This window comes from Marinicella meishanensis (genome assembly GCF_019931145.1).
Classification (GTDB): domain Bacteria; phylum Pseudomonadota; class Gammaproteobacteria; order Xanthomonadales; family Marinicellaceae; genus Marinicella; species Marinicella meishanensis.
Map to the genome: position 1 here is coordinate 179088 of NZ_JAIOUV010000011.1, position 13905 is coordinate 192992.

17 protein-coding genes and 3 tRNA genes are annotated in these 13905 nt (G+C 48.6%); 16 read left to right on the top strand and 4 right to left on the bottom strand.

Annotated elements, in window-relative coordinates:
• Both K7G70_RS17260 and K7G70_RS17265 read right to left on the bottom strand, forming a co-directional pair.
• On the bottom strand, positions 1-561 hold the full coding sequence (locus tag K7G70_RS17260) for an ECF-type sigma factor (RefSeq protein WP_223789909.1): 561 nt from the start codon (positions 559-561) through the stop codon (positions 1-3).
• A gap of 141 nt (positions 562-702) precedes the next feature.
• Complete coding sequence (locus tag K7G70_RS17265; RefSeq protein WP_223789910.1) at positions 703-3150, bottom strand: penicillin-binding protein 1A; 2448 nt, start codon at positions 3148-3150, stop codon at positions 703-705.
• A gap of 226 nt (positions 3151-3376) precedes the next feature.
• Here K7G70_RS17265 and pdsR point away from each other — a divergent pair, with 226 nt between their 5' ends.
• Together pdsR and K7G70_RS17275 are read left to right on the top strand one after the other, a co-directional pair.
• The gene (pdsR, locus tag K7G70_RS17270) at positions 3377-4066 is read left to right on the top strand and encodes a proteobacterial dedicated sortase system response regulator (RefSeq protein ID WP_223789911.1); all 690 of its coding nucleotides are present in this window, start codon (positions 3377-3379) and stop codon (positions 4064-4066) included.
• Positions 4063-5886, top strand: coding sequence for an ATP-binding protein (locus K7G70_RS17275; RefSeq protein WP_223789912.1), 1824 nt, complete (start codon positions 4063-4065; stop codon positions 5884-5886). The genes pdsR and K7G70_RS17275 overlap by 4 nt, the downstream gene beginning before the upstream one ends.
• A gap of 4 nt (positions 5887-5890) precedes the next feature.
• Here K7G70_RS17275 and K7G70_RS17280 read toward each other — a convergent pair whose 3' ends face one another.
• Together K7G70_RS17280 and K7G70_RS17285 are read right to left on the bottom strand one after the other, a co-directional pair.
• Complete coding sequence (locus K7G70_RS17280; protein ID WP_223789913.1) at positions 5891-6268, bottom strand: DUF6768 family protein; 378 nt, start codon at positions 6266-6268, stop codon at positions 5891-5893.
• Entirely contained in the window at positions 6231-6791 is a 561-nt protein-coding gene (locus tag K7G70_RS17285) for an RNA polymerase sigma factor (RefSeq protein ID WP_223789914.1), read from the bottom strand. Before K7G70_RS17285 ends, K7G70_RS17280 begins: the two co-directional genes overlap by 38 nt.
• A 152-nt stretch (positions 6792-6943) precedes the next feature.
• Between K7G70_RS17285 and pgsA the strand changes: the two genes are divergently transcribed.
• From pgsA to K7G70_RS17355, 14 genes are all read left to right on the top strand, one after another.
• Positions 6944-7498, top strand: coding sequence for a CDP-diacylglycerol--glycerol-3-phosphate 3-phosphatidyltransferase (pgsA, locus tag K7G70_RS17290; protein WP_223789915.1), 555 nt, complete (start codon positions 6944-6946; stop codon positions 7496-7498).
• 74 nt (positions 7499-7572) lie between these two features.
• Positions 7573-7647: transfer RNA gene (locus tag K7G70_RS17295), tRNA-Gly, on the top strand.
• Positions 7648-7753: 106 nt separating this feature from the next.
• Positions 7754-7827, top strand: a tRNA-Cys gene (locus tag K7G70_RS17300).
• A gap of 54 nt (positions 7828-7881) precedes the next feature.
• Positions 7882-8217 carry a hypothetical protein gene (locus K7G70_RS17305; RefSeq protein ID WP_223789916.1) on the top strand — a complete coding sequence of 112 codons (336 nt, stop codon included), beginning with the start codon at positions 7882-7884 and terminating at the stop codon, positions 8215-8217.
• 78 nt (positions 8218-8295) lie between these two features.
• Positions 8296-8382, top strand: a tRNA-Leu gene (locus K7G70_RS17310).
• A gap of 132 nt (positions 8383-8514) precedes the next feature.
• On the top strand, positions 8515-8952 hold the full coding sequence (locus K7G70_RS17315) for a hypothetical protein (protein ID WP_223789917.1): 438 nt from the start codon (positions 8515-8517) through the stop codon (positions 8950-8952).
• Positions 8949-10118, top strand: coding sequence for a tyrosine-type recombinase/integrase (locus K7G70_RS17320; RefSeq protein ID WP_223789918.1), 1170 nt, complete (start codon positions 8949-8951; stop codon positions 10116-10118). The genes K7G70_RS17315 and K7G70_RS17320 overlap by 4 nt, the downstream gene beginning before the upstream one ends.
• A 33-nt stretch (positions 10119-10151) precedes the next feature.
• Positions 10152-10589, top strand: coding sequence for a DUF6389 family protein (locus K7G70_RS17325; RefSeq protein ID WP_223789919.1), 438 nt, complete (start codon positions 10152-10154; stop codon positions 10587-10589).
• Between the two features lie 15 nt (positions 10590-10604).
• A complete protein-coding gene (locus tag K7G70_RS17330; RefSeq protein WP_223789920.1) occupies positions 10605-10904 on the top strand; it encodes a barstar family protein in 300 nt (99 codons plus the stop codon).
• A gap of 30 nt (positions 10905-10934) precedes the next feature.
• Positions 10935-11483, top strand: a complete 549-nt coding sequence (locus tag K7G70_RS17335) for a hypothetical protein (RefSeq protein ID WP_223789921.1) — start codon at positions 10935-10937, stop codon at positions 11481-11483.
• Between the two features lie 109 nt (positions 11484-11592).
• Positions 11593-12513 carry a hypothetical protein gene (locus tag K7G70_RS17340; RefSeq protein WP_223789922.1) on the top strand — a complete coding sequence of 307 codons (921 nt, stop codon included), beginning with the start codon at positions 11593-11595 and terminating at the stop codon, positions 12511-12513.
• 130 nt (positions 12514-12643) lie between these two features.
• The gene (locus K7G70_RS18130) at positions 12644-12841 is read left to right on the top strand and encodes a helix-turn-helix transcriptional regulator (RefSeq protein WP_223789923.1); all 198 of its coding nucleotides are present in this window, start codon (positions 12644-12646) and stop codon (positions 12839-12841) included.
• A gap of 109 nt (positions 12842-12950) precedes the next feature.
• Entirely contained in the window at positions 12951-13265 is a 315-nt protein-coding gene (locus K7G70_RS17350; RefSeq protein WP_223789924.1) for a helix-turn-helix domain-containing protein, read from the top strand.
• Complete coding sequence (locus K7G70_RS17355; protein WP_223789925.1) at positions 13258-13716, top strand: hypothetical protein; 459 nt, start codon at positions 13258-13260, stop codon at positions 13714-13716. Before K7G70_RS17350 ends, K7G70_RS17355 begins: the two co-directional genes overlap by 8 nt.
• Positions 13717-13905: the final 189 nt, after the last annotated feature.

Sequence of the window (13905 nt, forward strand, 5' to 3'; positions counted from 1 at the left end):
TCAATTTTCGGCCACTTCTTGCATCATGCTCAACAGCAATGCCTTGCCTTGTTTCCACAGGCGCATCACCTGCCGTTCCGATAAAGTCATCACTTCAGCGATTTCGGCAAAAGTCAGATTGAGAATGAGCTTGTGCTGCAAGATGGCCGCCAGTTTTTCATCGATCGCTTCGATTTGGTCCAACACCCGATCCAAATCCATCAGATTGAATGACACGTCTTGGTCACCGACGTATTCGGTGATGCCGCCATCGGCCATTTGACCCTTGCGCTTTTGACTGCTTTTGGCCCGCAAAGCATCAATCAAATACAGCCGCATGGTCTTGGACAGGCAGTTGAGGAAGTGTTTTTTATTGGTCAATTGGATGCCTTCGGCATGGGCCAGGCGCAGGTAGCACTCATGGGCCAGCACCGTGGGGGTGATGGTTTGTCCGGTATTCAGTTGTTGCAATTGAAAACCGGCAATGGCTTTGATTTCAGCATACAACAGCGCATACAGGTCATTCAGCACATGACTGTTGCCCTGACTGGTTTGGTTCAATAGTGCAGTGATTTGTCCCATCGTTGTTGTTTCATGCCATACACCCCTTTATTTTAGCGCCACGAAACCAAACAAACTGTGCCATGGTTGGTAAAACCAACAATCCGCGGTTCAGTTTGCAGTCAGTCTATTGTGACACAAAACAGGGTTTGATGGGAATCCTCAGAACAAGTCGTCGTAATCGACGTCATCTTCGGTATCACCTTCTTCCGGCAATTGCCCCACCTTGAAGTATTCCAACAGGCCGCCCACTTCGCCGGGCTGCATCAATTTCCCGGTTTCCCGATTGACTTTGGCCGCGATCACCCCAGGCGGCACGGGGCGGATGTATTCCGGTTCGTCGGCCAACGCCACTTGCATGTAATCAATCCAAATGGGCAAGGCCACCCGGCCACCCACCTCGCCACGGCCCATGGGCTGAGGCGTGTCAAAACCGACCCACACGTTGGTCACGTGGTTGCGCTGATAGCCATTGAACCAGGCATCCATTTGGTCATTGGTGGTGCCGGTCTTGCCAGCCAGGTCACGGCGTTCCAAAGACTGGGCCTTGGTACCGGTGCCACGAATGATCACGTCTTTCATGAATGATTCGATGATGAATTGATTCTCCGCGGCAATCACCTGCGGTGCGGGTTTGATCGGCAGCGGCGCGTTGGGATCAATCGGCATGGTCCAATCCACCGGCTCCAGCGACAGATCGGCTTCGTCATCACCGGTTTCATCGGCCACATCCACAGTCACTTGGCATTCAGGACACACCTGCACCCCTTGATAACGATACACCGTTTCACCGGCTTGGTTGGTGATGCTTTTGATCAGGTGCGGCTGCACCAGATAGCCACCATTGGCGAACACCGAAAAGGCCCGGCTCATGTCGATGATGGGCACATTGGGACTGCCCAGGGCGATGGACAAATCGGCCGGCACGTCGTCGGCATTGAAACCAAATTTGAGGATGTGGTCACGCCCATTGCGGATGCCCATCTGTCGCAGCACCCGGATGGACACCAGATTTCTGGAACTGACAATGCCCTCCCGCAGGCGGGTTGGACCAAAGAATTTTTCACTGTAGTTTTCTGGCCGCCAGGTGCGCTCCAATTGATCGTCTTCGAACACTATCGGGGCGTCATTGATGATGGTTGAGGCATGCAAGCCATGCTCCAAGGCCCCGGAGTAAACGATTGGCTTAAAGCCAGATCCCGGCTGCCGTTTGGCTTGGGTGGCGCGGTTGAACTTGCTCAGGTAATAATCAAACCCACCAACCAGGGCATAAATGCTGCCATCGTCCGGATGCATGCTGACCAAGGCCCCTTGAACACTGGGGATCTGGCTCAGCTCAAATTCGCCGCTTTCGCCGCGTTTGACCATCACCACATCACCCATGCTGAGGATTTCGGTCAAATCTTTGGGTTTGTCTCCCACCCGATAATTGTCCACATAGGGCACCGCCCAAGCACTGGTTTCAAAGGTCAACACCACATCCTGGCCGTCACCCAGACGGGCCACGGCTTGGGCTGCATCAACCTCCAGCACCAAAGCCGCTTGCAAACCGGCTGGTTTGGGGAAGCCATTCAAGGCCTCGGTGATGGACTCCAGGTCTTGTACTTCGCCAGCCTGCCCGGCGGCAATTGGTTCGGCATTGACCAGGTGCGACAAATCATATTGTTCAATCGGTCCGCGATAACCGTGGCGCCGATCATAAGCATGGAGCCCTTTTTGCAAGGCCGCTTCGGCAGCCAATTGTTTTTCCGAGTGGATGGTGGTGACCACGTTGTAACCATCGGTGTAGGCATCGTCACCATACTGATCGATCATTTGCGTGCGCACCATCTCGGCCACCCAGGGTGCGTTCACTTCCACCACCGGTTCGTGCACATAGGCCTCGTCTTTCTCGACCACCGCCTCATCGTGTTGTTGTTGGGTGATGAAGCCCAGGTCCAACATCCGGCCCAACACGTAATTGCGCCGCTGCAAGGCCCGCTCGGGGTTGGTCACGGGGTTGATGCGCGAGGGGGCTTTGGGAGGTGCCGCCAACATCGCCGCCTGGGCCAAGGTCAATTCATCCAAGGTTTTGCCGTAATACACTTCCGCGGCCGCGGCCACCCCGTAAGAGCGGTGGCCCAAGGCGATTTTGTTCAGGTACAGCTCAAGGATTTCATCCTTGCTGATGGTGCGTTCCAGCTTCACCGCCAGGAACAGCTCTTTGATTTTCCGGGTCCAGGTCTGATCCAGGGTCAAAAACACATTGCGGGTCAGCTGCTGGGTGATGGTGGAGCCACCGCCTTGCTTTTTACCGGTGGTGACGATCTGCCACACCGCCCGCATGATGCCCTTGATGTCAAAGCCCGGGTGTGAATAAAAACTGGCATCCTCAGCAGCGATGTAGGCCTGTTTAACCTGCAATGGAATGTCATCGATCGACACCGGAATCCGTTTTTTGGTGCCAAACACCGAAATCAACTTACCGTCTTCGGTGTAGACCCGCAACGGCACCTGCAAACGGTACTCTTTGATCGCTTCCACCGAAGGCAAATCAGGCTCATAATGCTTGTACAAGGCATAAATCAGGATCACGCCCAGAACCAAAAAGAACAAGCCCAGTTTGGTCATGAACCAGATGAATTTAAAGAACTTCCTCATGAGGGCTGGCAGGCTCCGGAAAATGGTGGATAATCGGTTGTTTTAACTGCAAAATACGGGGATCGCGGAGTAGACCCACGCCCAACGCTTTGATTTGAATTCATGGGAGAACATTATACAATGATTGCCTCTGAATCGAATGTTTGACCACCAAAGTTATTAAAAATTTACTTTTTCACGGAAAACCACCACTGCCATGAAAGCAAAACGCATCGTCATCGTCGAAGATGAAACCGATTTGAGGGCCAATTACCAGGCCACATTGGAAAAACACGGTTACCAAACCACCGGCCTCGGTGATGCGTCGGCTGCCGAACGGCACTTTGCCCAAAGCCTGCCTGACTTGGTGATCCTGGATGTGGGTTTGGGCCATGAGCCCGATGCCGGTTTTCGACTGTGTCAATGGCTGCGCCAACAATCAGCCACTTTACCGATCCTGATGCTGACTGCTCGTGACGATGAAATCGATGTGGTCTCGGGCCTGCGTTTGGGCGCCGATGACTACCTCAGCAAAGACATCTCCATGCCGCATTTGTTGGCCCGCATCGCCAGCCTGTTCCGGCGCCAGGAAGCCAGTCAGGCCGGGGTGGATGAAGCCGCCATTGAACAGGGCGACTTGTTGATCAAAATTGACAATTTACAGATCTTTTGGCAACAACAGCTGCTTGACCTGACGGTCACCGAATTCTGGATGGTGCAATCCCTGGCCCGCTACCCTGGTCAGGTCAAAACCCGCGAGCAACTGATGCAAGACGCCAATGTCTATGTCGATGACAGCACCATCACGTCACACATCAAGCGCATCCGCAAGAAATTCCAAAAAATCGACCCAGCATTTGACCAAATCGACACCGTGCATGGCATGGGCTATCGCTGGAAACCATGAAACTGCGGTGGCAAATCGGGGTGATTGCCATCCTCTCTTTGAGTTTTCCCTGGGTGGTGTGGCTGGCTTTCAAGTCGTTGAACCAAACCTTTCAAGAAAACATGCTCAATGCCGCGGCCAAACAAGCCGGGCTCATTGTCAGTGCCGTGCAACAGTTCAACCAAGACCGGCCCGAGAGTCTGGCAGGCTTGGTCGCCACTGAATTGGGTGATGAGGTCGCCATTGATGGCAACTCGGCCGAGTGGAACACCCTGCCCTGGTACCATTTAGACCCACGCCTCCGGTTCAAATTGGGTCGCCACCAACAGGCCCACCACCTGTTGATTGAAGTGGTCGATGACAGCCTGTATCTGTCCCCTGATGGCACCGCCGATCGCATCATCCTGGCCACCGGCGAGGCGCGTGGCATCAACAAATACGTCATCAACCGCCAAGCCGAAGGGCCGGTGAGCACCGCCTTTGGTGACACCTCTTACCAAGCCCACTGGCATGAAGTGGCCAATGGCTATCAGGTGGAAATTCGCCTCAACACCCCTGCTTTGAACCGCATGGGGCTGGCGGTGATCAACCACGCCACCGCCGACTCTTCGGTCACCTTTGGCATAAACCAAGGCGGCCAGATCCAATTGCAGCCGTTGTTCACCGCCAGCGATGAATGGCAAAGTTTTTTACAGAAACTGACCCCCGAAGACGGCGAAATTGTGGTCAAAGACTCACAAGGGCGGCGCCTGTATCGCAGCAGCAACCAACCCGGCGTGGTGTATGACACCGATTGGCTGACCGAGTTGATTTATGAGTTGGCATTCGATCAAAACCAAGCCGATGACAGCCACTTCTTCGGCCAACGGGTGACCCGTGGCTTTGCCGCTGGGCAAATTGATTTGACCGTGAACCACACCCAGGCCCAACGCGAACTGATCCAAACCTTCATCCGCTCCATGTTGCTGATTCTGGGCATTGCCTTGGTGTTGTTGGCCGGTTACTTCATTTATGCCTTGATCCTGGCTTGGCGCATCAAGCACCTCAACCAAAACCTGCAAACCGCATTGGATGACCATGGCCACATCAACACCACCCTGCCCTCGGCCAAAGCCCGCGATGAAATCGGCGATTTGTCCCGCGGCATGAGTGCCTTGTTGGCCAAGATCAATGACTACACCGAATACCTCAAACAACTGGGCAGCCGTTTGTCGCACGAGATGAAAACCCCCATCAGCATCGTTCACACCTCGCTGGAAAACCTGCAGATGGAGCAAAGCGACAACCCCTTTGTGCAACGGGCGCTGGACGCCAACCACCGGCTCAAGTTCATCCTCAATCAGCTCAGCGCCTTGAGTCAACTCAAACAAGTCATCTCCGACACCGACAAAGAACCGTTTGACCTGAATCAGCTGTTGGCCGATTTGGTGCGCGGCTACCGGCTGCAGGCCACCCACATTGAATACCACGGCACAGAACAGCCCGTGATGATCCACGGCTCGCAAGAACTGAAGGCACAAATGATTGATAAGTTGGTGCAAAATGCTTTGGATTTCACCACCCCGGAGGAGCAGATTCGGCTGGAACTGGCCACCGAAGCCGGTCAATACACCCTGAAAGTGATCAACACCGGCTCGCAAATCCCGGCAGACAAATTGCACCAGTTGTTCGATTCTTTGACCTCATTCCGTGAGCGCTCAGGCGAGGAACCGCATTTGGGCTTGGGGCTGTACATCGCCAAATTGATTTGTGACTACCACCAAGCGGAGATCACCGCCGAGAATCAAGCCGCACCCACGGCGGTGGCGTTTGTGATCGCGGGTGCGGTGTTCACCAAGTAACGGTTCAGTCATTCAATTTTTCATACAGTCGGGCCACTTGCAATTCCAGCAGCTTGACTTCGCGGATCACCCGGTTGTGACCCATCTCGGTCCAATACCACATTTTGCTGATCTGGGTCAGCAGCACCAAAATGATGATGCCAATGCCCCAACCCATCAGTTCTTTGAGCTCCTGGGCGTGGTAAAACTGCACCGCACAATAAACGGCGCCGGCCACCATCAGCATGATGAAAACCATCACCAGGGCATAAATCCAGCCCATTTTGCCGGTCAGACTGACTTGCACTTGCCGCAAGGGGTTGGCATCAATGCGGTCGTTGTTGGACTTGATGCCCTGTAACTCTTCACCCAAGGCTTGTTTGATTTGTTCGTCGATGTTCATGGTTGCTTTCCTCATGTTGGAGTGTTGATTTGATTTGCTCGCGGGCGGCAAACAACAGATACTTGATGGTACCTGCCGGCCGGCCCAAAACTTCGGCCATTTCACTGACCGTGAAGCCCTCGTAATAGAACAGATAAATGATCACTTGTTGTTCTTCAGACAACTGGGCAATGGCGGCTTTGACATCCAGTTGCTGGTCCAAATTGCTCGCCACTGTTGGATCGTCGGGCGTCGATGATTTGGTTTTGGCTTGTTGCCGCAATTGATCCATGCAGGTTGAATGCACGATGCGATAAACCCAGGTGTGGATCGCTTTGACGGCCCGCAATTGTTTGATCTGGCGATGAATTTTCAGCAAGGACTCTTGCACACAATCATCCACCGCAGCGGAGCCGCCGAGGAATTTGTGGGCAAACGCCCGCACCTTGTTTTGCAACACAGCCAACAAGTCTTCACCGGCTTGCCGGTTGCCTTGTTGGGCCTGCAACAACAGGTATTCAATGTAGACCTTTTCTGTTTTCATACCCCACAGACGCTGCCCAACCACCAACGGTTGAAAAAATCGACTGATTGTTCAATTAATTGTATACCTTGTTTGACATTTTTATGACAGATAGTTAACCCATCCACAGGCTTTGGTGGTTACAATACCCACAGCAATTGTTAAAGAGCCCGATGACCAAGCACCTGCCCAACACCTTAACCGTGCTCAGGATGATCCTGATACCGGTGATGATCTTGTTCTTTTACCTGCCCTTTGAATGGTCCAGGTATGTGGCCTGTTGGGTGTTTGTGGCGGCCAGCATCACCGATTTCTTGGATGGTTACTTCGCCCGCAAACACAAAACGTCCTCCAAATTCGGCGCCTTCCTCGATCCAGTGGCTGACAAGCTCACCGTTACCACCGCCTTGATCATCTTGTTGCAAGACCACCCCACCATCCTGATGATGATCGCCACCACCGTGATCATTGGTCGTGAGATCACCATCTCTGCCCTGCGTGAATGGATGGCCGAATTGGGTGAACGTGGCGCGGTCAACGTGGCCATGGTCGGCAAAGTCAAAACCGTGTTCCAAATGATGGCCATTGGCTTTTTGATCTACGAAGCCGACCTGTGGGGCCTGCCGGTCTATAACATCGGCCTGGTGTTGTTGTACTTCGCCGCCTCCCTGACGCTGTACTCCATGTATGTCTACCTTCGCGCCGCCTGGCCGATGATGAAAGAGTGAATGATTTTTTACCCATTTCAGTAAAAAAATCATTTGACAAAAAACACATTGAAGCTAAAATGTGCAGCCTCAAAGCGGGAATAGCTCAGTGGTAGAGCACAACCTTGCCAAGGTTGGGGTCGCGAGTTCGAACCTCGTTTCCCGCTCCAGTTTTTAAAAAGGGTTGATTTTTATCAACCCTTTTTTTATGCACAATGATCAAGTTTGCACTTGATTTAAGACCCAGATGCAGCGAAAATGGGTCGCCTTGAAATTGGCTGGATGGCAGAGTGGTGATGCAGCGGATTGCAAATCCGTGTACCCCGGTTCGATTCCGGGTTCAGCCTCCATTTCAACCCCAATCCTCCGCGAAAACACCCCAATCAAGCACCATCGATTGACCCATGTTTTCAGCCCGGATTGAAAAGCTGACCACCATCAGCAAAAGGAAGTTTTTTGCCAGGCTCTTTCACAGTGAGCTTAGCAAGTTCAAGGAAGGCGATGTGAGTGCACTCATGTGCTTGAACATCAAAAAGTATATTAAATTGCTGACTACCGCAGCATTAAAGGAAGTTTTTTTGCTAGGCTCTTTCACAGTGAGTTTAGCAAAGTCAAGGAGATCAATGATGAGTGCACTCATGTGTTCGATTCATTTAAACTGTGAAAAAGCTGACTATCACAGCAAAAAAGGAATTTTTGGTAGCCTTATACACAGAGAGGCTATCAAAGGCAAGGAATGAGTCGCGAGTGCACACCTGTGCTCGAGCGAGGATTGACGCAGCATTTGAGAGCCTATCGAAGTATAAGGCATCAAAAGGGCCCGGGTGGCGAAATTGGTAGACGCAGGGGACTTAAAATCCCCCGGTGGAAACACTGTGCCGGTTCGAGTCCGGCCCCGGGCACCATCTTTTAGTTTCAACACACTTCAAAAAGCATCATTTTCACCACCAAAACCACCATATAGCTAGATTTGTAGCTTCACAAGGTTTCAATTGGTTTCTTTACATTCCACCATGAGTGTTGGTATATTTGTTGGTATGACCAAACTATATACCAACAAACCAAGGAAAGACGAACCTTTCAACTGGAAAGGCTTCATGTTCGGAATTATGATTTTGACTTTCTTGATTCTGTTTTTTATAGCCATTTACAAAAGCTATGGGCCAAGGGAATCGAAAGCCATTTACAATTCGAGCTTTGTTGTCCAGTACGCGAATATTTATCAACTTCTTTCCACAGTGCACCATCACCCAGATGAACCCCAAAGCAAATGGATCAAGAAAATACAGATCATTGACCTAGATAACATCAACGATTTTTGCGATGTAGTCGAAAACAGCATTCAAAAGCCTGTCATTGATACCTACTCTGACAAGTACATCAAAAGTGAAAAAATCAGTTGGCATCAAACCCAAAAATACATTTCTGTCATCACAGCCGTTACAGAGTTTGAGTGCAAAGAGAGGGTGCCATGAAACTCACCGCCACATATGTGAAAGCGCTGAAAACAAAGGACAAGATTTACAAGGAGTCCGACGGCAAAGGCTTGTTTCTTTTGATCCATCCCAACGGCTCAAAGTATTGGCGCTTGAATTACCGCTTTGAAGGCAAACAAAAAACTCTGGCCTTAGGCGTGTTTCCAGAAACTAGCCTCGCTGATGCCAGAGAGAAGGCCCTCAAGGCACGAATTGATTTGGCCAAAGGGATCGACCCATCACAAATCAAAAAAGCCAAGAAAGTCAAATCATCAGGCGTGAATCACTTCCAATCAGTGGCCAAACGATGGCACGATGAAATGGCAGCCGATCAAGAATGGAGTCCCAACCATGCCGAGAAGATATGGCGGTCTTTAACGGCGCACGTTTTTCCTTACATTGGCAGTGATGAAATGGACACCCTCGGCGCACCGGAAATCAAACCCGTATTGGATAAACTGGCCGATGCCGGAAAAACCGAGATGCAGAAAAAAGTCAAACAACGCATCAGCGGCATTTTTAACCACGCCATTTCTGAGGGTGTGGTCAAAGGTAACCCCACAACCGCCATCAAAACCCGAAAACACCACGCCAAAAATTACAACCACATCACCTTTGATGAATTGCCCGATTTGATCAAAGCCATTCAAACCGAAAACCTGGAAGCCACCACCCGTTGCGGTCTGATGATCGCCCTGCTCACCTTTCAACGCACCAATGAAATCAGATTTGCCACCTGGGATGAAATCGACTTCGACAAAGCATTGTGGACCATACCCACCGACAGAATGAAAATGAAGCGCGAACACCTGGTGCCATTGAGTCACCAAGCACTGGCTCAATTCAAAGAGTTACAAACCGTCACAGGCGCTTATAACTTTATTTTCGCCAGTTACCACAAGCCAGAAAAGCAGCCATTCAGTGAAAACGCCATGTTGTTCGCCTTGTACCGCCTTGGCTATCGTGGGCGAATGACCGTACATGGCGCGAGGCACCTGGCTTCAACTCAGCTTAATGAGCGAGGCTATGACAGCCGCCACATCGAAAAACAACTCAGCCACGAAGACAAGAACACCATTCGCGGCACCTACAACAAAGCCGAATACCTGACAGAGCGCACCAAAATGATGCAAGATTGGGCTGACTTGGTATTTAATATTGAATGAAAATAATCACAGCATTTTTAGGGGTTAAACAATATGAATTTTGAAGAAGAGTTAAAAGAAGTGCTGGAAAAAAACAGCCAAAACGCATTGAATGCGCTCAACACACTTTTTAAGAACATCCCCGCCAAAGCCACAGAAATTGACATCAACATATTTACAAGCCAGGATGGAGATGGCTTTTTCTCAATTCGAGCTGATTTAAATGGGCCAGACCTTTATGTCTTGAACAAAGAAATTAAAGATTGTGCTGATATATTTGACCCAAGAATCATTGATGGCGAAATAATTCCATATGTACCAACAGTTGACCCATTTGATACCGAGCTTGAAATCAATGACATTGTGGTTGATTGTGCGGCCGCATGGATTGCTTCAATCTGGCCAAAGGTCAATAAACAAAGTTGTCAATTACCCGTTTCCATCATTGGTCACGATGAATATGGGACAACGACACCATTAACACTTCAATAAAATGAGTCCAACACAATGAAAACAATAAACATTGATGGCAGCAAAATAACTGGCTGGGAATCATTTCATGACACTTTTTATGAAGAAATGCATTTTCCAGGCTACTACGGACGCAATATGGATGCTTGGATTGATTGTGTCAGCGAAATTGTTGGAGACAATGGACTGCTTCTACTCAACATCAGTGGCATTAAGGGATTGAAAAAGAATGCCCCTGAAATTTATGAATCCATCAATGAATGCTCAGCTTTTGTGAATTATCGCTTTTTAGAAATGGGTGATAAAGCAGCTTTAGCACTTTCGTACTATTCTTGATGGAAAGCCCAATTAAACGAGATCAGAAACATGACATTTCAATTAGGGTTTAATAACAACCAAGAAGAAGTAACTTGGGACAACCTTTACCAAGAAGAAAGTTTTACGGAATTTACTAGGTTAATTATCGGCTGTGAAGACAAAGAAATCCCTCTAATTCTTGAATTTTGCAAGGGCATGAATGGACCATTTGGCTTACTGCATGTATTGTTGGTTTCACGGACAGGTAAAGAACCAGGCAGATACCAAAGCGCGAAACCTCTGAGTTATGATGAGCTTAAACTTTTCCTCTATGAAAACCAAGAATACTTCGAGCAAGATGGTCGGTCACATCTCTGGGTATTTTCTATATCTAATGAAGGCCAGTTCATTTATGACAACCACAACTATATCTATGCTTATGGTGATCTTGAAAGACTCACAAGCATTCTCAAAGACAAAGGGTTCGATGAAGGTGAAATACTGATTCCAACACCACATACTCACAACTACCATGTTGAGTTTGATGATGTTGAAGAATCCCTTTTTAACTCAATTGAGTGGCTTTATTCTCCACTTCTAGATTCCGATGATCCATAGTCTATCATGTAAATGGAACTTGCCATGGCATAGGTTAGCTACTGAAAAGCGGACACTTTCACCGCGATGCCATGGCTCTATATGAAAGCGATCACGTGAAAGGGTGGTTATGGCTACAGAAATTGATGATTTTGATGCCGCAGATTTGAAATTTCTTAAAGACCTGAAGTTCATTTTTGAAAACTTCAATCCAAATTTTGTAGCTGGGTTGTACAACCCCTATATCCCTTTAGGTGTTTTAATCGTTCAAGTCATATCAATACATGAACCGATCAACAAGGACAAATTCACTAAGGATGAATTCACACTGTATGCAAAATATGTAAATTGGGAGTATATCAAGTTTGCTACCCTAGTAGCCAAAGCCATTAAAAATGGGCTTAAATTGATAGACCCTAAAACGCGAATTCCAATTGAAGATGAAATTCTGATGGACTATCTTAATCAACTCGCAGATGGTCATGCCGATGATTACACATCAATTTTAGCTTTGCGTGTGGCCTATGACGAAATTTCAAATTACCTTAAGCAAATGCCAGGTCTTTCCGTGAATGATCCAAACATTGTTGCAATTGACATGATTCGCCATGAAATGATGTCTCAACCAACCCCAAGTCTTCAGCCAAATTATCTAATTAACAATCTAATATACAGCCCAATCAAAGATTGCATTAATAAGGAAGGTACTGCCGCCCCAGATGACAAAAATAATGAACTTGACATATTTTTGACGGGTATATTCAAAATACTTGGTCGATTGAAAAAAACGAAAAACTATATCCTTATACACAATGCGCTTATGTTGATGAAGAGTAAAATGCCTCAAAGCCAGGAAGCCGTGATCAGATTCGGCACACTTTATCAATTCATACTTGACAATAAAAATGGAATTCCAGTGATTAAATCGGCTACTTCATCTCAAATCGTTTTCAAATTTTATGATGCTGAATTGGGTCAAGAAATTGATGCTGTAGTGGTCAAAAAAAATCTGCGAAAAGCATATGACAAGTTGATAAGGCCGTTAAGGTAACTGAAGGTTTTACCCCTCTTTTGCCCCCCCTGGAGAATCCTACCCCTCTAGCACCCCCCATGCAGAAAAGAATTGGATTTCAAATAGTTTCAGACGTACCTTACATGTGTTGAAAGATTACCTGAAGCAAATGAAACACGAAACCACTGAAAGAAGCTACTCCACCAAAGAAGTGTGCTGGATCTTCTCAATCCACAAATCAACGGCGCGGCGCTGGGTACACTCTGGCCTGTTGCCACAACCAATCACCATTGGTCGATCTGTCCGCTTTCTGAAGTCGGAGATTGACCAGGTCATAGAACAAAGAAAAATGAGGCGGCCATCATGATCAGCCGCACCATCCACTTTGTAACGCGCAACAAAAAACCCGTGACACTCATTGGCGTGATCGGCACGGGTTTCAAGTTGCATCAATTTACCTCAAAACGAGAAACATAATGAGTATATTTAATGATGGTCCTTGTTATCCCGATAATACCACCAGCCCACCCAATAATCCACCGCCATCTGGTGGAGATATTGAACGCATTATCAATTCCAGGATTAGCCAACGGCGCAAGATTCTCCGAATTCTTAAAACCATTGGCCACATCAGTTCCGAACAGATGCGGGATTTGGGGTTCTTCTCAGGTCCAAAGCGCATCAGCGAACTGAAAGAATTGGGTTACGTGATTTACAGAACCCAAGACTGGGAGCGTAACGGCCTAGCCACATATTGGTACAAAGGCCACAAAGGTGATGCCAATGGGTGAATTAATCGACTTCAAAAACAGCCTTGGAGGGTTACCAAGTCGCTATCGATACGAAGGTTGGCTGCGATACCCTGAAGGACAGTATGAAGCCGTGCTTGAAACGTGGGTGACATTCAGACTGATGTCGTCCAACCGATTGGCACTGATTTTTAACATCGTTGATCCGGGCAAACACTTCGGTAAGCACGTCCCGGCCTTTTTTGGTGTAAAACGCCACCGTGGCCACACACGTGAGAAAGGAGGCTTCATAGCCTCCCCACGTGGCGATTTGATGGATCTTTTTTATCGGCTTAACCCAACATCACCCAAAGTCAGACTGGACCGTGTGCCGCTTTCTAAGTTGAATGACATATATCGGATCACTGTCCAAGATGTTGTTAAAAACCGAAAACAGAAAAAGCACCCTCACCAATTGGTTTATTCACAGGTGACGGATGTCAAATTGCAGTGACCTGGTTTGTTGAAGTTGAAGTTAAAGACAGAGATGAAGCAAGAGGCACTTAAAAACCCATGCAAACCCACAGCACTAAAGGTTCAAAGCGGGTGTGCTGAATCGCCCCGGGTTTGTCGGAGACTAAATAGTTTGAGAGAATTAGTCTATGAATACACGAATCCGTTACGCCCCCGAGGTGAAAGAACG

Bases quoted from the DNA above. Each gene is read 5' to 3' on its own strand.
- K7G70_RS17280 (WP_223789913.1), bottom strand. From the start codon at position 6,268: ATGAACATCGACGAACAAATCAAACAAGCCTTGGGTGAAGAGTTACAG.
- K7G70_RS17305 (WP_223789916.1), top strand. From the start codon at position 7,882: ATGTTTTCAGCCCGGATTGAAAAGCTGACCACCATCAGCAAAAGGAAG.
- K7G70_RS17350 (WP_223789924.1), top strand. From the start codon at position 12,951: ATGAGTATATTTAATGATGGTCCTTGTTATCCCGATAATACCACCAGC.
- K7G70_RS17355 (WP_223789925.1), top strand. From the start codon at position 13,258: ATGGGTGAATTAATCGACTTCAAAAACAGCCTTGGAGGGTTACCAAGT.
- K7G70_RS17335 (WP_223789921.1), top strand. From the start codon at position 10,935: ATGACATTTCAATTAGGGTTTAATAACAACCAAGAAGAAGTAACTTGG.
- pdsR (WP_223789911.1), top strand. From the start codon at position 3,377: ATGAAAGCAAAACGCATCGTCATCGTCGAAGATGAAACCGATTTGAGG.
- K7G70_RS17285 (WP_223789914.1), bottom strand. From the start codon at position 6,791: ATGAAAACAGAAAAGGTCTACATTGAATACCTGTTGTTGCAGGCCCAA.
- K7G70_RS17320 (WP_223789918.1), top strand. From the start codon at position 8,949: ATGAAACTCACCGCCACATATGTGAAAGCGCTGAAAACAAAGGACAAG.
- K7G70_RS17260 (WP_223789909.1), bottom strand. From the start codon at position 561: ATGGGACAAATCACTGCACTATTGAACCAAACCAGTCAGGGCAACAGT.
- pgsA (WP_223789915.1), top strand. From the start codon at position 6,944: ATGACCAAGCACCTGCCCAACACCTTAACCGTGCTCAGGATGATCCTG.
- K7G70_RS17330 (WP_223789920.1), top strand. From the start codon at position 10,605: ATGAAAACAATAAACATTGATGGCAGCAAAATAACTGGCTGGGAATCA.
- K7G70_RS17325 (WP_223789919.1), top strand. From the start codon at position 10,152: ATGAATTTTGAAGAAGAGTTAAAAGAAGTGCTGGAAAAAAACAGCCAA.
- K7G70_RS17265 (WP_223789910.1), bottom strand. From the start codon at position 3,150: ATGACCAAACTGGGCTTGTTCTTTTTGGTTCTGGGCGTGATCCTGATT.
- K7G70_RS18130 (WP_223789923.1), top strand. From the start codon at position 12,644: ATGAAACACGAAACCACTGAAAGAAGCTACTCCACCAAAGAAGTGTGC.
- K7G70_RS17275 (WP_223789912.1), top strand. From the start codon at position 4,063: ATGAAACTGCGGTGGCAAATCGGGGTGATTGCCATCCTCTCTTTGAGT.
- K7G70_RS17315 (WP_223789917.1), top strand. From the start codon at position 8,515: ATGACCAAACTATATACCAACAAACCAAGGAAAGACGAACCTTTCAAC.
- K7G70_RS17340 (WP_223789922.1), top strand. From the start codon at position 11,593: ATGGCTACAGAAATTGATGATTTTGATGCCGCAGATTTGAAATTTCTT.